This is a genomic window from Caulobacter segnis ATCC 21756 (assembly GCF_000092285.1).
In the GTDB taxonomy this organism is placed as follows: Bacteria; Pseudomonadota; Alphaproteobacteria; order Caulobacterales; family Caulobacteraceae; genus Caulobacter; species Caulobacter segnis.
Window position 1 is genome coordinate 4,178,449 of sequence record NC_014100.1, and the last position, 17,967, is coordinate 4,196,415.

Genomic DNA, 17,967 nt, shown 5'->3' on the forward strand with positions numbered 1-17,967 from the left:
GATAAGGTGAAGGCTTGCGCGCTTATCGCCCCCAATGAGAGGTCATCGCGCATCCCCTGCCCTGGCCCGGCAAGAGAAAGCCTTGACGTTGCGGAACTGTTACCGGTCACACCCTTTTCCCGCGATGACAACGCTTTCCATCCGCCGGACGCATGGGATCATGCGTCCGAGGCGACCGATACGGTGGCCCGTCGCTCCAGCTTGCCCCAGCCGACGCGACCGCCGCGGACGGCCATGAACACCGACTTGACCACGACGTAGTACATCAGCTGGCGGTAGCCGAACCGCTGAACGGGCAGGAACGGCAGGTCGGCCCACGGCGCGCGTTTCTCCAGCGCCATGCCCAGCGCGCCGGCCGCCAGGTCCACCGCGATGAAGATCGCCCAGTAGGCCAGGCCCAGCAGCATGTCGTCGGGTCGCCACTCAACCGGGTGAGCCACGGCGCCGTAGAGGCCGCTGATCAAGCTCCAGATGACCGCCAGGTCCACCAGGGGCGCCGCCACGGCCAGGATGATCTGGAACAGCCAGATCTGCGGCAGGGCGACGAAGCCCAGCACCGGCGTCTTGCGGCTGAACATCGCCTGGCGGTGCTTCCACACGCACTGCAACGTGCCGAACGACCAGCGGAAGCGCTGCTTGAGCAGGCCGCCGACGGTGTCCGGGGCCTCGGTGTAGGCGCGGGCCTCGGGATCGAAGGCGACCTTCCAGCCCGCGCGCTGACAGGCGATCGTCAGGTCCTGGTCCTCGGCCAGGGTGTCTGACGGATAGCCGCCCAAGGCGTCGAGCACGCTCTTGCGCCAGGCCCCGACCGCGCCGGGCACCACGGTGACGGCGCCGAGCGCCGAAAGCGCCCGGCGCTCCAGGTTCTGGGCGGTGACGTACTCCAAGGCCTGCCAGCGGGTGACGATGTTGACGCGATTGCCGACGATGGCGTTGCCGGCCACCGCGCCGATGTCCGGGTCCTGGAACCAGCGCGCCAGCCGGCCGATGGTCTCGCGCGGGAACAGGGTGTCGGCGTCCAGCGCCACCACATACTCGCCCTTGGCCACGGCGAGGCCGCGGTTGACGGCCCGCGCCTTGCCGCCGTTCTCGAACGACAGCAGCGTGACGCGCGGATCATCGGCGAAGTGCTTGCGCACCTCGTCGGCCGTCCCGTCCTTGGAGCCGTCGTCGAGGACCAGCACCTCGAGGGTCTTCCAGTCCGACTCCAGGATCCGCGCGATCGAGGCGGCGATCACCTTCTCTTCGTTGAAGCAAGGGATCAGCACGCTGACCAGCGGACCGGTCTCGGGATCGAGATCGACCGGCGCCTCGTGCGTCCAGTAGCGGTGGACCAGCGCCAGGCTGGCCAGGAACACCAGGCGCGCCACGCCCAGGAAGATAGCCATGATGAAGAGCGCGGCCATGCAGGCCTGGGTCCAGCGGAAGAAGTCGAAGCCCAGGCGGTCGATCGCCAGGTCCAGCGCCGTGCGCGACGTGGGCGGCATCACCTGCTCGGGCGTCATGCCGGCCAGCTCGCCAATGGTGACGAGCTTGTAGCCGCGCGCCCGGATCGCGTCGATCAGGCCGGGTAGCGCCGCCACCGTGTGGCTGCGGTCGCCCCCGGCGTCGTGCAGCAGCACCACCTGCCCTGGCCGGTCCCCCGGGTTGTCCAGGCGGTCCAGCGTGCGGTCGATGATCTGCTGGGGGGTGGGCTTTTGCCAGTCGTCGGGGTCGATCCGGAGGCCGACGGTCATGTAGCCCAGGGTCTGGGCGATCACCAGCGGCGCGACCTCGTGTGGGGTCGAGGGTTCGGCGTCACCGAAGTACGGCGGCCGGAACAGGCGCATCGAACGGCCCGTCAGCACCTCGAACAGGCGCTGGGTGGCGTTCAGCTCGACCTGCACCTGCGGCAGCGGCGTCTCGCCGATATTGGGGTGGGTCCAGCTATGACCGCCGACATCGTGACCCTCGGCGACCTCGCGCTGCACGATGTCCGGCCGCCGCTGCATGTTCTGGCCGATCACGAAGAAGGTGGCGGGAGCGTGCTTGGCCTTGAGGATGTCGAGGATCTTCGGCGTCCAGCGCGGATCGGGGCCGTCGTCGAAGGTCAGGGCGACCATGCCCTTCCGCTGGCCATAGCGTTCGATGACGTAGGAGCTGGGAATGACGTCGTAGGTCTCGTTGGAGATCAGACCGGTGGACGGGTCGAGCTGCAGGCTGCGCTTGCCCGGCGTCGGCAGGGCCGCGACCCGAAGAACTTCGCCGCCGCCGTCGAAATCGACGCCCTGACCGTTGGCCAGGATCGTCAGGCCCGAGGCGGAGACTTGGCCGTACGGCTTGCCCAGCAACGACCAGACGCCCGGATCCTCCATGCCCATCCGCCAGAGGGCGTAGCCGCGCGGCTTCCAGGGGTCGGTGACCTTGACCTCGTTGAACAGAGTGACAGCGTCCGTGAACCAGACGACGTGGTCGTCGCCGTTGTCGTCGGTGTACGCGTAGGTCGGATTGAGTACGTCCTGGTCCATCCGGATCGCCGCGCCGGCGTCCTGGGCGTTGCGCATCGCCTCGTGGAACGTCGCCGGCGCGCCGGACGCCGGGCGGCCTTGCTTGTCCAGCGTCCAGTCGTAACCGTAGGCGGCCAGCGCCAGCACCGTGTGCGCCGGGTCAAGCTCGGAGAAGCGCTTGGCCAGCTCGGCCTGGTACCAGTCTTGTCCGGCGTTGGGACCAGGGTTTCCCCCGGCGTAGTGCTGGTCGTAGGCCATCAGCACGACGGTGTCGGAGGCCTCCGCAAGGCGTTTGAGCGGCCACCCTTGCGCGTCGTAGGGCGCCGCGACCCAGACCTCGCGCCCGGCGGGCTGGAAAGCCGCGCGGGCCTCGGCCAGGAACTTGGGATAGGCGGCCAGGCCCTTGTCCGACAGCGCCTCGAAGTCGAAGACATAGCCGCCGAAGCCGCGCTGGGCGGCAAGGTCCTTGAGATTGGCGATCAGCTTGGCGCGCGCCTTGGGATCGCTCAGCAGGGCGTCGCCTCGCGGACCGTCGAAGGCGGCGTTGGCGGAGTTGTGCACCAGGGGCAGCACGGCCGGGTGGTTGGGCGCGTTGGCGATCCGCGCGGCGCCTTCCGGATCGTCGGTCACGACGATGTCGCCACCGGCCCCCTTGATCGCCACCCACTGCGGCGAGACGACGTCCAGCTTGTCGATATTGCGGCGCAGGGACTCGCGGCTGTCCTGGTCCCAATCGACATAGAAGCCGACCGACAGCGGCCGCGTGCCGGCGTCGCTGGAGGCGGCCTTGGGACGCGGGACGCGCCGCCACGAGGTGACCGGCTTGGTCCTGCGCGGCGTCTCCTGGTGCAGGGCGGTCAGGACGCGCGGGTCCTTCAGCGGCGCATCGGGCAGGCGCGGCGCGAAGGCCAGGGTCGCGACGAAGCCCGCCACCATGGCGGCGATCAGCGAGATGACGATCCCGAGGACCAGCTTGGCCCGGCGTTCACGCTTGCCCGTCGGGTCGTGAAAGATAGGACGGTCTTCGGGGGTCATTCAGCGCGCTCGCGATTTGTCGCGGCTTTGATACCCGATCTTGACCGAAGCGTGGCGGTGGCGGCGGTGCGGCTTACGGCCGCCCCCTTAGTCGACCCAATCGCGGTCCAGGCGGCGCGAGGCCAGGAAGAACAGCAGCGCGGCCAGCAGATAGAAGCCCATGCCGGTATAGATCGCCCAGCGCAGGGACTCCGCGCCGAAGACGGGCTTGAGCACGTCCGAGACCTTGCCGAAGTAGTAGAGGCCGACGGCGATGCCCAGCAGGTTGTTGATCAGCAGGAACAGGGCCGAGGCGGTCGTGCGCATCGGCGCCGGCGCCAGGTGCTGGACGGCCGCCGTGATGGGCCCCAGCCAGGTCAGGTTCAGGCCCGTCGGGATCAGGAAGATGACGAAGGCGACGGCCAGGGCCGCCTGGGGACCAAGACCACCGACCAGGACGCCGCTGTTCATCGCCAACAGGAAGCAGGGCACCGAGATCAGGAAGGCCACGGCGGGCGTCAGCGGGTAGCCGGCCTTGGACTTGGCCCCCAGCTTGTCGGCCATCACGCCGCCCAGCCAGATGCCGACCACGCCGCCCAGGAAGGCGATGCCGGAATAGTACCAGGCCGTCTGCGACAGGGTCAGGCCCAGGCTGCGCATGAAGAACGACGGCAGCCAGGCCGCGACGCCATAGCCGCAGACCGACGAGGACGCCGCGCCCAGCGAGAGAAGCCAGAAGCTGGGCTTGGCGGCCAGCAGGCGCGCCACCTGCCCCAGCGGAGCGGCCGGCGCCGGCGGCGGCGCGACTTGGCCGGGCGCGCGATCAGCGCCGCCGCGCGGCGGATCCCGCACGACCAGGCGGAACACCGGCGCCAGCAGCACGCCCAGCAGACCCACCACGATGAAGGCCGTACGCCAGCCGTAGTGGACCGCCAGCAGGCCGCCGACCAGCGTGCCCGCCGCCGTGCCCAACGGAATACCGAACGCGTAGGCCGCCAGGGCGCGGGCGCGCTGATGCTTGGGGAAATAGTCGGAGATCAACGAATAGGCCGGCGCGACGCCGCCCGCCTCGCCGATGCCCACGCCCATGCGGGCCAAGAACAGGTGGCTGAAACTTCCGACCACGCCGCAGAGGGCCGTGAAGCCGCTCCACAGGGTCAGGGCCGCGGTCATGATCCAAACGCGGCTGAAGCGGTCGGCGAGCCACGCGATCGGGATGGCCAGAGGGTCGTGTAGAGCAGCGCGAAGGCCAGGCCGCCCATCAGGCCGAACTGGGCGTCGGTCAGGCCGAACTCGTCCTTGATCGGCTTGGCCAGGATGCCGAGGATCTGCCGGTCCAGGAAATTGAAGGTGTAGGCCAGCACCAGCATGGCCAGGACGACGTAGCGATAGCCGGACGCTTTCACCGGCGCCGCGTTCTCATTGTCGCTCATCGATCGCCCCACCTTACGCCACGGGTTACATAAAAATCGGGCGGAGCTTGTTGCAGCAAGCCCCGCCCCAGCCTTCGCCTAGATCAGAACGCGACCTCGATCGAGCCCGCGACGGTGCGCGGCGGTCCGTAGAAGCCGATCACCGAGTTGTTGTAGGTGGCGCCGGCGAAGTTGTAGCCGCCCGTGCGATAGCGCTCGTTGGTCAGGTTCTTGCCGGTCAGGGCCAGCTTGTACTTGCCGCCCGGCGCGGTCCAGATCGCCGTCAGGTCCACCAGGGTGAAGGCCTTCTGGTCCAGGGCCGGCAGGGGCTGCTCGAACTGCTGGTACTTGTCGCGATAGCTGACCATCGGCGTGATCGCCAGATCCCCGCCCGCCAGCTCGCCGCGCCAGGTCAGGCTGACATTGCCCGTCCACTTGGGGGTGTTCTGGAAGCCGTAGAGGTCGGCGACGTTGATCACCTGGCCGGTCGCCAGGGTCTGCGACGGGTTCAGCGGGTTGGGGGCGCCAGCCGGCACGAAGCGGCTGAAGGTGTCGTACTTGGCGTGGATGTAGCCCACGGCGACATTGGCCGTCAGGCTCGGGGCGAGCTTGGCGCTGGCCTCGAACTCGCCGCCGTAGAGGGTGGAGGCGCCGGCGTTGTCGACCGAGCTGGCGATGCCCGACGGCACCACGACCTGCGTCGTGACCTGCTGGTCGGTGTACTTCGACAGGAAGATCGCCGACGAGAACGACACCCGCCGCTCCAGGGCGAAGCCCTTCAGGCCCGCTTCGTAGGTCTTCACGACCTCGGGCTTGTAGCCGTTGACCGTTTGCGGGGTGATGAAGGCGTCGCCGCGCATGTCCCAGCCGCCCGACTTGTAGCCCTTGGAGAACGAGGCGTAGGTCGTCAGGTCGTCGGACAGCTCGTACGAGACCGAGACGCGCGGGGTGAACTGCTCGAAGGTCTTGTCGGCGCTGTAGTTGGTGCGCGTCTGCAGGATCGGACGCGGGGTCCCGCCCTGATAGGGCGAGGGCGTCGCGCCGAGATAGAACAGGCGGAACACGTTGGCGCGCTTGGCGTCGCGCGTGGCGCGGGCCCCCAGCGAGACCTTCAGCCGGTCCGTCAGGTTGGCGCTGAAGTCGAAGAAGGCCGCGAAGCTCTGGGTGCTGACCTTGCCGCCGTCGGCGATCGAGACGCCGAGGTTGCCGGCGATGGTGTCGAACTCGCCCGAGGCCTGGCTGTTCATGTAGTAGAGGCCAAAGACCCCCTGGACGTTCTCGTCGGCGTAGACCGCCTGCAGTTCCTGCGAGAACGATCGGTCGTCATAGGTGGCCGGAATGTCGAGCGTCGGGGCCGGCGTGCCGTCGAAGTCGATCAGGGTGTCGGTGTGACCGCGGCGATTGGCGGTGATCGACTTCAGCGTGACCTTGTCGGTGACGTTCCACTGGCCAGTCAGCGACAGACCCTTGGTCATGACGTGGTTCTTGTCGCCAAGGCCGGCTTGCGTGTCATAGACGTCCAGCACCTGATAGCCGCCCGTCAGCGACGGAAGCTCGCGGTGACCGTGGCGGGGGTTGGAATCGTCCGTGACGTGGTCGTAGGCCAGGCGGAAGAACAGGTCCTCGGTCGGCTTGTATTCGGCGCTCAGGCGATAGGCCTGGACGTCCTTGTCGTAGTGCTCGGCGCCCGTGGTCAGGTTCTTGCCGTAGCCGTCGCGCTTGTAGAGAGCGTACGCGCCGCCCACCGACAAGCCGCCGCCGATCGGCGTCTGGCCCGAGACCAGCAGGTCGGTCTGGTTGTAGCTGCCGTAGGTGGCCTTGACCTTGGCGCCGGCCTCGTCGCCGAGGCGCTTGGTGACGTACTTGATCGCGCCGCCGATGGTGTTGCGGCCGTACAGCGTGCCCTGCGGGCCGCGCAGCACTTCGATGCGCTCGATGTCGAAGATGTCGAGCACCGCGCCCTGCGGGCGATAGATGTAGACGTCGTCGACATAGAGGCCGACGCCGGGCTCGTAGCCCCACAGCGGATCCTGCTGGCCGACGCCCCGGATGTAGCTGATCAAGGTCGAGTTCGAGCCGCGCGCGGTCTGCACCGTGATGTTGGGGGTGGTCTGCTGCAGGACGGTGATGTCGGTCCCGCCGGCGCGCTCCAGCCTGTCGGCCGAGAAAGCCGAGACGGCGACCGGCACGTCCTTGAGATTCTCTTCGCGCCGACGGGCGGTGACCACCACCTGTTCGACGCCGACGCTGTCGTCGGCGGCCGGAGCCTGCTGCGCCGAAGCGCCGCCCGCGATGGCGCTGAACGCCGCGCCGGCCAGCAATGCGGCCTTCCACATCGAAGTCATGGGTTTCCCTCCCTCGTTTCCGCCCGTCCCGACCGGTCCGTCTTCGCGGGCGCTGGTTCGGGAGTTTCGCCATTTCATCGAACAGCGAATTGCGGACACCATCGCCCGAACCGGCGGCGCGCGCCAGCCCATTTTTCATCAAGTGATGAAAATGATGCTCCCCCGCGATGCGGGGGAGCTGTCGCGGAGCGACTGGGGGCTAGCTGGAGGTCGGCCGAGCTCGCCCCCTCCGGCCCTCTGGGCCACCTCCCCCGCAACGCGGGGAAGGAGAGACTACGCGCCGGCCTTGGCGATCACCGCCTCGAATCCGGCGGCGCAGTAGGCGAACAGCCGCGCCCGCACGGCCTCCAGATCGCTGGAATGGCATTCGCCTTCCGACAGCGAGTCGATGCGACCGGTCTCCGACAGGGCCAGCATCATCGAGCCGGTCAGGAACTGATAGCACCAATAGAGGTCGCGATACGCCGCCTGGGGCCGGACGGTCTTCAGCGTCTCGACCAGGCGGTGAACAACCGGATCGAAGAAGCGGGTCATGGTCTCGCCGCCCCAGGCCGGCGTGTTGTTCACCTGGGCCACCAGCGCGAAGTAGCTCTTCCAGCCGGGTCCGCCGTCCTGCGAGATGCGCAGCAGCGGATCGATGAAGGCCTCGATCACGCCCTCGACGGTCATCGCGCCGCCATGGTCCGCCAGATAGGCGTCCATCGAGGCCTCGCGAGCCTGGTTCAGGATCTCGGCCCGGCGCAGGAACACCGCGTCGAACAGCTCGCGCTTGGCGCCGAAGTAGTAGTGGATCAGCGCCGTGTCGACGCCCGCCTCGGCCGCCACCTGCCGGGTCGTGACGCCATAGAAGCCGTGACGCGCGAACAGGCCCTCGGCCGCGTCGAGGATCGTCTCCTTCAGGTCCAGGCCCTTGGCCTTGGACGGACGGCCCCGCCCGCCGGGGCGGGTCGGAGGCTTGGCTGCGGTCATGAGGAAAGGCCCGCCTTGTTGCGCTCCGTCCTCGGATAGGCGCAACCCGACGGGCCTGGCAAGGACCCGCGTTCTCTCAGGCCTGGAGACCGTCTGGTTTAGATGGTCCAGCTAAACCAGATGAACAGGCCCCATCTCCCTGCTTTCAGAGCGCGTCGGGCGGTTCAACCGCTCACACTGAACCTACGCGCTCTGCACGAAGACGCCGTGGAAGGTCACGGGCAGGGCGACGGGCGCGCGCCAGGCGGCGATCGGGCCCTTGTCCACGTGACGGGCGTCGAGGACGTGCAGCTCGGTGGCCTTGGCGTCCAGATTGAGCGTCGTGCCCACGATCCAGCCGTCCAGTTCCTGGCTGGAGCCGGGGCGCGGGACGAAGACCATCTCTTCGACCAGGTGACGCGGGCCAAAGTTGAAGGCCTGATCGCGGTCGCGCTTCCAGTCGCGCACCGCCACGCTCTGGAACAGAGGTCGCTCGGGCTGCTCGTTGGTGAGGTGGACGGAGTACTGGCGCGCCTCGCCGGCGAAACGCGCGTCGCCGCGCGGGAACTCGGCCGAGACCGTTTCCTGGGTCATGTCGGCGCGACCGTTCGCGCGCAGGGTGATCAGGGTCCGGCGAGGCGGAACGGCGCGAACATGTCGGCCTTGCAGAAAGAGGCCGGCGTTCTGGGCCGTGCCCGACGCGTCGTCGTTGATGCAGGCGTCGAAGCGGATGGTCCCGTCGCGCTCCTCCCAGGCATCGCCCAGGTGGAAGAAGAAGAACGGCGGCAGCTCGAACACGCGGCGCTTGGACAGGTCGTCCTTGTCGATCACCAGGACCTGGGTCCCCAGCTCCGGCTTCCAGACCATGGCGGTGGAGATCGGCATCCGGAAGCGGTCGACCACCCACGGCTGCAGCAGGATCACCAGATGGCGCGCGGTGGCCGTGAAATCGTGCATGTAGCTGGCGCGCGGCAGCTCGATCATCTCGGCCTTCTGCAAGGCGCCGTCCGCAGCGAGCTTCCAGACGATGGCGTGACGGCCCGAGAGGCCAAGGTTCCAGATCGTCCCGTCCGGCTGGACGCGTGGGTGAGCCAGGAACGGCATGCCCTTCAGGTCCGGACGCAGGGTCTTGAAGCCGCGCGTCTCCAGGGTGGCCGGATCGAGCGCCGTCGGCGAGCCGCCCTCCCACAGCGCCCAGAGCTCTCCACCGGCCATGATCACCGAGGTGTTGGCGGCGTTGGCGTCGTCGGGGCCCGTCAGGCGCGCGGCGGGGCCCGGAGCGGTGCCGTAGCCGGGCGTGATCACGGCGTCGGCGGCGGTGTCGTTGCGACGCTTGACCGTATCGACGAAGCGGGCGGCCATGCGCGCCTGCCCGTCGGCGATCTGGAACTTGCGGACCATGCCGTCGCCGTCGAACCAGTGGCCGACCGAGCCGCCGGGTCGGCGGAACTTGGCCGGGCCGTTGCGGAACAGCGTGCCCTTGAGCTCGGCCGGGGCGCGGCCGTGCAGCCGGGTCATGGCGGTCGGCGCGAGGTCGCTCTCGACATCGACCAGGCCCAGGGTCCAGTCCCCAGCCTTGGCGTTGGCGGCGGCGGCCCACACCGCCTCGGGGGTCAGCAGGGCGGCCCCGCCCGCCAGGGCCGCGCCGCGCAGGATGTCGCGTCGGTTCATGGCGCCCTCCCCTATTTCAGGTGCAGCGTCTGGGCGTTGGCGCCGGCCTTCACCTCGAAGGCGGCGTCGTCGAAGGTCGGCGGGCCCATCTGACCCATGGCGTCGCGCGAGAAGCCGTAGGGCTCGGTCGGCAGGCCGAAAGGGTTCTTGCTCATCTTGCCGTCGCCATCGACGTCCTGGAACACGCGGACGGCGTAGGTCCCGGTCGGCAGCGCCGGGATCTTGGCGCTGGGTTCGGAGTCCGAGGCCGGGGCCATGGCGACCCGCACCGCCTTGCCGGCGGCCCAGCCCTGGGCGCTGTCATAGACGGCGATCATCACCTTGCCCGACTTGGTCGCGAGACCTGGGAAGGACAGGGTCAGGTCGCCGAGCGCCTCCTGGGCGCGGGCGGCCGGGGCGGCGGCCAGGACGGCCAAGGCGAGGCCGGCGAGCAGGGTCTTGGAGAGGGTCATGTCGAAGCTCCTAGTTTTCGATGGGTTGGGAAAGGACCGGCTCAGCCCAGGAACAGGGCCCAGAGCAGGCGACCCGGGATGAAGGCGAACAGGCCGGCCAGCAGCAGGCCGCCGACGAACATGCCGGTCATGGCCTTGCGGTGCGTCGCGACCTTGCCGCGCTTGATCGCGTAGACCGCGCCGGGCAGGCCCACGATCGTCCAGCCGGACAGCAGGTGGATGAAGCTGAAGTGGCCGTGGTTCAGCTGGCGGATGAACAGCGAGCTGACGGCGGTGACGCCCATGGCGATCACCCAGGTCCAGCCCAGCGCCTTGTGCAGGCCCGTCCCCTTCACCCGCATCATCAGGGCGACGCCGATCAGGAGCGCGGTCACGGCGGCGGTCAGGTGGATCTTGATGGCCAGCGGCTGGGCCGCCAGCAGGGACAGGTCCGGCGCATGAGGATGGACGCCGCGCTCGACCAGGAACGCGCCCATGCCGCCGAACATCCTGGGCGCGGCCACCACGACGATCAGGACCGCCAGCGCCACGCCCAGGATCGCGTTCCTCAGGGCGTCGTCGCCCAGCACAAGGCGACCGATTGACTTGGCCTTCGCATCCATCTTCCTTCACTCCCGGTTCGAGCGGGGCGACCGATCGCCTCGCCGTCGACGTCGGTGTTGGAGTGGGCGGCCTCGTGTCTCAATCGTCTTTGCGCCAATCGCCGCCCTCGCTTCGTGAGCGGCTGGGCGACGCCATTCACGCTTCGCGAACGGCGCTCTTCGGACCCGAGGCGTTGCGCGGCTATCTGGTGTCAGGCGCCGCCGGCGTGTTCCTGGCGTTGATCGGCGCGATGGGCTCCGGCGATGTGCCTATTCTGATGCGGCTCGCCTATTGGGTCGGGCTTTGCCTGGCCGGCGCGGTCGTCGGCACGGGCGTCACTCAGTTGATCGGTCGCGAGGGGCGCGCCGACAACCACCCGTGGCTCTACGGCGTGATGACCGTCGTCCTGATCACTCTGCCGTTCACGGGCGTGGTTTGGTTCGTCAGTGAGATGCTGTTCGTGCGTGGCCTGAGGGTGGAAGCCCTGCCGCGCTACCTGCTACCGGTGCTGATCGTGACCACGGCCATGACCGCGCTCAACTTCTTGGTCCAGCGTCGGCCGCTCGAGACCCACGCCGCGCCCAAGGGCGCGCCCGCGCCCCGCTTCCTCGACCGCCTGCCGCCCAAGCTGCGCGGCGGCGAGCTGCACGCGGTCGAGGCCGAGGATCACTATCTGCGCCTGCACACCTCGCGCGGCCAGGACCTGATCCTGATGCGCCTGTCGGACGCCATCGCCGAGCTGGAAGGCATCGAGGGCGCCCAGACCCACCGCTCGTGGTGGGTGGCCAAGGCGGCGGTCGAGGACGCCCGGCGCGGCGACGGCCGGGCGATCCTCTCCCTGAAAGGCGGCGTCGAGGCGCCGGTCAGCCGCGCCTACGCCAAGGCGCTACGCGAGGCGGGCTGGTTCTGATCAGCTGGTCCAGCCGCCGCCCAGCGCCTTGTAGATCGCCACGACGTCGGTGTTGACGCCGGTCTCGGCGACCGTGAGAGCGTCCTCGGCGGCCAGCAGGGTGCGCTCGGCGTCCAGCAGCACGAGGAAGTCGATGCCGCCCTCGCGGTACTGGATGCGGGCCAACTCGGCCGCGCGGCGCGAGGCCGCCGCCTGGTCGGCCAAGCTCTTCAGCTGGGCCTGCTGCTGGCGGTAGGCGACCAGGGCGTTCTCCAGGTCCTCCAGCGCCAGGAGCACGGCCCTGTCATAGGCCGCCAACGCCGCGTCGTCCCGAGCCCGCGCCGCGCGCAGGCGGGCGTGGGCGCTGCCGAGGTCGAGGGCCGGCCAGCTGACCGTCGGCGCCACGGACCACGCCTGGCTGGCGCTGTTTCCGAAGCCCGTCGAGGTCCCCGACAGGAAGCCGACGAAGCCGGTCACCGAGACGCGCGGGAAGAGATCGGCCGTGGCCACCCCGACCTGGGCGGTGGACGCCGCCAGGCGACGCTCGGCCGCCTGGACGTCGGGACGGCGGCGCAGGAACTGACCCGCCTCGCCGATCGGCAGCGCGGCGACCAGGGGACGCGTGTCGGCCTCTCGGGCGACCAGCAGCGCGTCGAGCGCGCCGGGACGCTGGCCGGTCAGCACCGCCAGGCGATAGTTGGCGCGGGTCGCCGCCGTGATCAGGCTTGGGATCGCGGCCTCGGTGGCGTTCAGGCGCGCCTGGGCCGAGGCGACGTCGATCGGGCTGCCCGCCCCGGCGTCGAACCGCACCTTGGTCAGGCGGAGCGTTTCGCGCTGGGTCGCGAGGTTGCGGTTGGCGACCTTGAGCCGCTCCTGGGCGCCGCGCAGCTCCAGATAGTTGCGGGCCACCTCGGCGGCGACGGTGACCTGGGCGTCGCGCAGGTCGGCCTGGGCCGCGCCGGCTTCCGCCCCCGCCGCCTCCACGCCCCGACGGACGCGGCCGAACAGGTCAATCTCCCAGCGGGCGTCGAAGCCGGCCTGGTAGGTCTGGCTCTCGATCCGGTCGGTGGTGAGACCGGGCTGCTGCTGCTTGCTCTTGGTGTAGGTCCCGTCGGCCGTGACGTGGGGCAGCACGTCCAGCTTCTGCTCGGTGAACAGGGCGCGGGCCTCGGCGACGCGAGCCAGGGCGATCCTCAGGTCGAGGTTCGCGCTCAGCGCCTGGCCGACCAGCTGGTCGAGCACGGGGTCGCCGAACGCCTTCCACCACGCCGCTTCCGGATTGGCGGCGGTGAAGACGGCCGGGTCGGCGTTCTGGAAGGCCGCCGGCGGGGTCGCCGGCGCCCTGTAGTTCGGACCGACCGCGCAGGCGGCGGCCGTCAGGGCGACGCCGGCGATCAGCGCGGCGCGCAGGGTGGGCTTGAAGACAGACATCAGTGCGCCTCCGCGGGCGAAGTCAGCTCCGTCTTCGCCACGGCCTTGCGGGCCGTGAAGCGACGGATGACGTAGTAGAAGATCGGGGTCAGGATCAGGCCGAAGACCGTCACGCCCAGCATGCCGGAGAACACCGCCACGCCCATGGCGCGGCGCATCTCCGCCCCGGCCCCGTGCGACACCACCAGGGGATAGACCCCCATGATGAAGGCGATCGAGGTCATCAGGATCGGCCGCAGGCGCAGGCGGCAGGCCTCCAGGACCGCCTGGAGCGGGCTGTCGCCGTGCTCCTCGCGCTCCTTGGCGAACTCCACGATCAGGATGGCGTTTTTACACGCCAGCCCCACCAGCACGATCAGGCCGATCTGGGTGAAGATGTTGTTGTCGCCCTTGCTGATCCACACGCCGGCCAGGGCCGACAGCAGGGTCATCGGGACGATCAGGATGACGACCAGCGGCAGGCTCCAGCTCTCGTACTGGGCGACCAGCACCAGGAAGGCCAGCAGCACGCAGAGCGGGAAGATGAAGATCGCCGTGTTGCCCGCCAGGATCTGCTGGTAGGTCAGCTCGGTCCACTCGTAGCCCATGCCGTTGGGCAGCTCCTTCTTGGCGAGATCCTCAAGCGCCTTCTGGGCCTGGCCGGTCGAGTAGCCGGGCGCGGGGCCGCCGTTGATCTCGGCGGTCAGCATGCCGTTGTAGTGGCTCTCGCGGTCGGGACCGGTGGTCTCGTGGAAGCTGACGAAGGCGCCCAGCGGGATCATCTGGCCGTCGCCGTTGCGGGTCTGCAGGCGCAGCATCTGCTCGGGCTGCAGGCGGAAGCGCTGGTCGGCCTGCACGTTGACCTCGTAGGTCCGCCCGAAGCGGTTGAAGTCGTTGACGTACAGCGAGCCCAGATAGACCTGCATCGTCTCGAAGAGGTCGGTCAGGGACACGCCCTGGGCCCTCGCCTTCTCACGGTCGATGTCGGCCTGGATCTTCGGAACGCTGACCTGGTAGCTGGAGAAGATCCCCGCCAGGGCCGGGTCCTGCCGCGCCTTGTCCATCAGGTTCTGGGTGGCTTTGTTCAGCTCGTCCGGACCCAGGCCCGCCTTGTCGACGATCTGCATCCGGAACCCGCCGATGGTGCCCAAGCCCTGAACGGACGGGGGCGGGAAGACGGCGATCTGGGCGTCGGGGATCGAGGCGAACTTCTGGTTCAGAGCCGCCACGATGGCGCCGGCCTGCTTGTCCTTTTCGCGACGGTCCTTGAAGTCGGTGAGCGTGTAGAACACCGCGCCGGAGTTGGGGCTGTTGATCAGGCCGTTCACCGACAGACCCGGGAAGGCCACCGAGCTCTTCACGCCCGGGATACCCTTGGAGATCTCGCCCATCTGGCGGATCACCGCTTCGGTGCGGTCCAGCGAGGCGGCGTCGGGCAGCTGCACGACGGCGACCACGTAGGCCTTGTCCTGCTGCGGCACGAAGCCGGTCGGGGTCTTGGAGAACGCAAAGACCGTCAGGGCCAGCAGCACGCCATAGACCACGAGACCCGCGGTCGAGCGGCCCAGGGTCTTGGCCACGCCGTTGACATAGCCGTTGGAAGCCCGGGCGAAGAAACGGTTGAACGGGTTGAACAACCAGCCCAGCGCCCGGTCGATCAGTTTCTGGAAGCGGTCCTTGGGCGCGTCATGCGACTTCAGGAGCACCGCGGCCAGGGCCGGCGACAGGGTCAGGGAGTTGATGGCCGAGATCACCGTCGAGATGGCGATGGTCAGGGCGAACTGACGGTAGAACTGGCCCGACAGACCACTGATGAACGCGGTCGGGATGAACACCGCGCACAGCACGAGGGCCGTCGAGATGATCGGTCCGGTGACCTCGCCCATGGCCTTTCGCGTCGCCGCGGCGGGCTCCAGGCCGTTGGTGATGTTCCGCTCGACGTTCTCGACCACCACGATGGCGTCGTCGACGACGATGCCGATGGCGAGAACCAGGCCGAACAGGGTGAGCGCGTTCAGACCGAAGCCCAGCATCAGCATGACGGCGAAGGTGCCGATCAGCGAGACGGGCACGGCGATCAGCGGGATCACCGAGGCGCGCCAGCCCTGCAGGAAGATCACCACCACGATGACGACCAGGATGATCGCCTCGATCAGGGTGTGGACCACCGAGTCGATGCTCTCCTGCACGAAGGCCGTGGTGTCGTAGATGATCTCGTAGTCGACGCCTTCGGGGAACTCCTTCTTGAGCTCCTTCATGGTCTTCTTGACCTCGGCCGCCATCTGCAGGGCGTTGGAGCCGGGGCGCTGGAAGATCGGCATGGCGACGGCCGACTTGTTGTCGAGCAAGCTGCGCAGGGCGTAGTTGTTGGCGCCCAGTTCCACGCGGGCGACGTCGCCCAGGCGGGTGATCTGGCCGTCCTCGCCCGAGCGGATGATGACGTTCCGGAACTGCTCCTCGTCGGTCAGGCGGCCGGGGGCGTTGATCGACAGCTGGAAGTCGGCGCCGGAGCCGGCGTTGGGCGGCGCGCCCAGCTGGCCGGCGGCCACCTGGACGTTCTGCTCGCGCAGGGCGCGGACCACGTCGCCGGCGGTCATCGACAGGGCGGCCAGCTTTTCGGGATCCAGCCAGACGCGCATCGAATACGCGCCCGCGCCGAAGGTCTGCACGTCGCCGACGCCGTCGATGCGCTTCAGCCGATCGCGCACGTTCAGCTGCGCGTAGTTGCTGAGGTACAGCATGTCGTAGCGGTTGTTCGGCGAGATCATGTGCACGACCAGGGTCAGGTCGGGCGAGGCCTTGTCGGTGGTCACGCCGATCCGCTGCACCTCCTGGGGCAGCTTGGGCAGGGCCTGGGCGACGCGGTTCTGGACCTGCACCTGGGCCTTATCGAGGTCGGTGCCGAGCGCGAAGGTGACGGTCAGCACCATCGCCCCATCGGCGGCCGACTGGGACGACTGGTAGATCATCCCCTCGACGCCGTTGATCGCTTGCTCGAGCGGCGCGGCGACGGTCTGGCCGATGACGGACGGGTTGGCGCCCGGATAGGCCGCGCGCACGACCACGGTCGGCGGCACCACTTCCGGGTACTCGCTGATCGGCAGCTGCGGCAGCGAGACCAGGCCGGCGATGAAGATGATGATCGAGAGCACGGCCGCGAAGCGCGGTCGGTTCACGAAGAACTTTGAAAAGGACATGCGGGTCGTCCTGGAGCTCCGGGGAGGAGACGTGTTTGGCGACCCCTCCGCCCTGAGGGGGAGGGGTAAGGGTGGGGGTGATCACCGTGGAGGAAGGCGAACCCCGCGCGTGGCTGTCAGCGCGGAGATCACCCCCATCCCAGCCCTTCCCCAACACGGGGAAGGCGAGATCTCAGTTCTGGCGGATCGGGCTTTCGACCTGGGCCAGTTGATCCAGGTCGACCTTGTCGGTCTTGACCTTGATCGGCGCGACGGTGTCGCCCGGCTTGACCTTCTGCAGGCCGCCGACGATCACCCGGTCGCCGGGCTTCAGGCCCGAGCGGATGATGCGCAGGTTGCCCGCCAGCGGGCCGATCTCGACCGGGCGGTACTCGGCCTTGTTGGCGCTGTTGACCACCACCACGAAGCGCTTGCCCAGATCGGTCGCGATGGCGCGGTCGGGCGCCAGGGCGACGGTCTGGCTCTCGGCGCTGACCAGGCGGATGCGGGCGAACAGGCCCGGCGTGAAGCGGCCGTCGGCGTTGGCGAAGATCGCCCGGCCGGCGATGGTGCCGCTCCTGGCGTCCATGGCGTTGTCGATGAAGGCCAGCTTGCCGACGTGCGGATAACCCTCTTCGGTCATCAGGCCCATATAGACCGGCCCGCCCTTGCCGCGTTCGGCCGAGGCGTACTTGAGGAAGGTCTGCTCGTCGGCGTTGAACTCGGCGTAGATCGGGGTGTCGGACACCACGGTCGTGAGCAGCGACGACTGGGTGACCAGGTTGCCACGCGTGATGATGGCCTTGGAGATCCGGCCGTCGATTGGCGAGGTCACCCGCGTCCATTCCAGGTTCAGGCGAGCGGTCTGCAGGGCGGCCTGGGCGGCGGAGAGGTTGGCCTGGGCCGCGCGCTCCTCGGAGGCCAGGCGATCGAATTCGCTCTGGGCCAGGGCGTTCTGCTCGATCAGGCGACGACCGCGTTCGCGGTTGACCACCGCCAGGTCCAGCTGGGCCTTGGCGCGGGCCACCTCGGCGGCGGTGCGGTCGGCCTCGGCCTTGTAGGGGCGCGGGTCGATCTGGAAGAGCACCTGGCCCTTGTGGACGCGCGCGCCCTCGGTGAACTGGGCGCCGTCGATATAGCCGGAGACGCGCGGGCGGATCTCGACGGTGTCGATCGGCTCGAGGCGGCCGGTGAAGTCGTCCCACTGGCGCAGGGACTTGAAGGCGACGTCGGTGACGGTGACCTGGGCGGGCGGCGGCGCGGCGGCGGCGTCCTGCTTGGCTTGGGCCGAGCAGGCGGCCAGCACGGCGACGGCGGCGAGGCCGGCGAAGGACGTGATGACGGGTTGGAGACGCATGGGGAGGAACCTGTCGAACGGAAAATCGGGAGGGGGCGGACTATTCGAAGACGGGGCGTCGCGGCGTGCGACGGGTGGACTGGCCAAGGGAGCGGGCCGTCGTCCAGTTCGCGACGCCTTCGGACCTGGCCTTGAAGAAGCTCAGGAAAACCTTGGACTTCGCCGCTTGGGGCGCGGTGACGTAAACGTTTGTTTGCGGGGGCATTGGCGCGCGCTCCAGAGGGG

General features: G+C 68.9%; 10 protein-coding genes and 1 pseudogene. 1 reads left to right on the forward strand and 10 read right to left on the reverse strand.

Annotation, left to right across the window (positions count from 1 at the left end; translation table 11 throughout):
* Nucleotides 1-158 precede the first annotated feature (158 nt).
* From CSEG_RS19090 to CSEG_RS19120, 7 genes and pseudogenes are all read right to left on the reverse strand, one after another.
* Nucleotides 159-3,521, reverse strand: coding sequence for a glycosyltransferase (locus CSEG_RS19090; protein WP_013080872.1), 3,363 nt, complete (start codon nt 3,519-3,521; stop codon nt 159-161).
* A gap of 87 nt (nt 3,522-3,608) precedes the next feature.
* A pseudogene (locus CSEG_RS19095) lies at nt 3,609-4,933 on the reverse strand (spinster family MFS transporter).
* 83 nt (nt 4,934-5,016) lie between these two features.
* The gene (locus tag CSEG_RS19100; RefSeq protein ID WP_013080873.1) at nt 5,017-7,257 is read right to left on the reverse strand and encodes a TonB-dependent receptor; all 2,241 of its coding nucleotides are present in this window, start codon (nt 7,255-7,257) and stop codon (nt 5,017-5,019) included.
* Nucleotides 7,258-7,530: 273 nt separating this feature from the next.
* Nucleotides 7,531-8,226 carry a TetR/AcrR family transcriptional regulator gene (locus CSEG_RS19105; protein ID WP_013080874.1) on the reverse strand — a complete coding sequence of 232 codons (696 nt, stop codon included), beginning with the start codon at nt 8,224-8,226 and terminating at the stop codon, nt 7,531-7,533.
* A 183-nt stretch (nt 8,227-8,409) separates the two neighbouring features.
* The gene (locus CSEG_RS19110) at nt 8,410-9,876 is read right to left on the reverse strand and encodes a carotenoid oxygenase family protein (RefSeq protein WP_013080875.1); all 1,467 of its coding nucleotides are present in this window, start codon (nt 9,874-9,876) and stop codon (nt 8,410-8,412) included.
* Between the two features lie 11 nt (nt 9,877-9,887).
* Complete coding sequence (locus tag CSEG_RS19115) at nt 9,888-10,328, reverse strand: DUF2141 domain-containing protein (protein WP_013080876.1); 441 nt, start codon at nt 10,326-10,328, stop codon at nt 9,888-9,890.
* A gap of 41 nt (nt 10,329-10,369) precedes the next feature.
* Entirely contained in the window at nt 10,370-10,930 is a 561-nt protein-coding gene (locus CSEG_RS19120; RefSeq protein WP_013080877.1) for a DUF2306 domain-containing protein, read from the reverse strand.
* A gap of 62 nt (nt 10,931-10,992) precedes the next feature.
* Between CSEG_RS19120 and CSEG_RS19125 the strand changes: the two genes are divergently transcribed.
* Nucleotides 10,993-11,820, forward strand: coding sequence for a LytTR family DNA-binding domain-containing protein (locus CSEG_RS19125; RefSeq protein ID WP_167535142.1), 828 nt, complete (start codon nt 10,993-10,995; stop codon nt 11,818-11,820).
* On the opposite strand, the gene CSEG_RS19130 is transcribed toward CSEG_RS19125, so the two are convergent.
* The 3 genes from CSEG_RS19130 to CSEG_RS19140 all read right to left on the reverse strand — a co-directional run bounded on the left by CSEG_RS19130 (nt 11,821) and on the right by CSEG_RS19140 (nt 17,742).
* The gene (locus CSEG_RS19130; RefSeq protein ID WP_013080879.1) at nt 11,821-13,230 is read right to left on the reverse strand and encodes an efflux transporter outer membrane subunit; all 1,410 of its coding nucleotides are present in this window, start codon (nt 13,228-13,230) and stop codon (nt 11,821-11,823) included.
* Entirely contained in the window at nt 13,230-16,406 is a 3,177-nt protein-coding gene (locus tag CSEG_RS19135; protein WP_013080880.1) for an efflux RND transporter permease subunit, read from the reverse strand. Before CSEG_RS19135 ends, CSEG_RS19130 begins: the two co-directional genes overlap by 1 nt.
* A 172-nt stretch (nt 16,407-16,578) precedes the next feature.
* Nucleotides 16,579-17,742 carry an efflux RND transporter periplasmic adaptor subunit gene (locus CSEG_RS19140; protein WP_013080881.1) on the reverse strand — a complete coding sequence of 388 codons (1,164 nt, stop codon included), beginning with the start codon at nt 17,740-17,742 and terminating at the stop codon, nt 16,579-16,581.
* Nucleotides 17,743-17,967: the final 225 nt, after the last annotated feature.

Bases quoted from the DNA above. Each gene is read 5' to 3' on its own strand.
- CSEG_RS19140 (WP_013080881.1), bottom strand. From the start codon at position 17,742: ATGCGTCTCCAACCCGTCATCACGTCCTTCGCCGGCCTCGCCGCCGTC.
- CSEG_RS19120 (WP_013080877.1), bottom strand. From the start codon at position 10,930: ATGGATGCGAAGGCCAAGTCAATCGGTCGCCTTGTGCTGGGCGACGAC.
- CSEG_RS19135 (WP_013080880.1), bottom strand. From the start codon at position 16,406: ATGTCCTTTTCAAAGTTCTTCGTGAACCGACCGCGCTTCGCGGCCGTG.
- CSEG_RS19115 (WP_013080876.1), bottom strand. From the start codon at position 10,328: ATGACCCTCTCCAAGACCCTGCTCGCCGGCCTCGCCTTGGCCGTCCTG.
- CSEG_RS19100 (WP_013080873.1), bottom strand. From the start codon at position 7,257: ATGACTTCGATGTGGAAGGCCGCATTGCTGGCCGGCGCGGCGTTCAGC.
- CSEG_RS19110 (WP_013080875.1), bottom strand. From the start codon at position 9,876: ATGAACCGACGCGACATCCTGCGCGGCGCGGCCCTGGCGGGCGGGGCC.
- CSEG_RS19130 (WP_013080879.1), bottom strand. From the start codon at position 13,230: ATGTCTGTCTTCAAGCCCACCCTGCGCGCCGCGCTGATCGCCGGCGTC.
- CSEG_RS19105 (WP_013080874.1), bottom strand. From the start codon at position 8,226: ATGACCGCAGCCAAGCCTCCGACCCGCCCCGGCGGGCGGGGCCGTCCG.
- CSEG_RS19090 (WP_013080872.1), bottom strand. From the start codon at position 3,521: ATGACCCCCGAAGACCGTCCTATCTTTCACGACCCGACGGGCAAGCGT.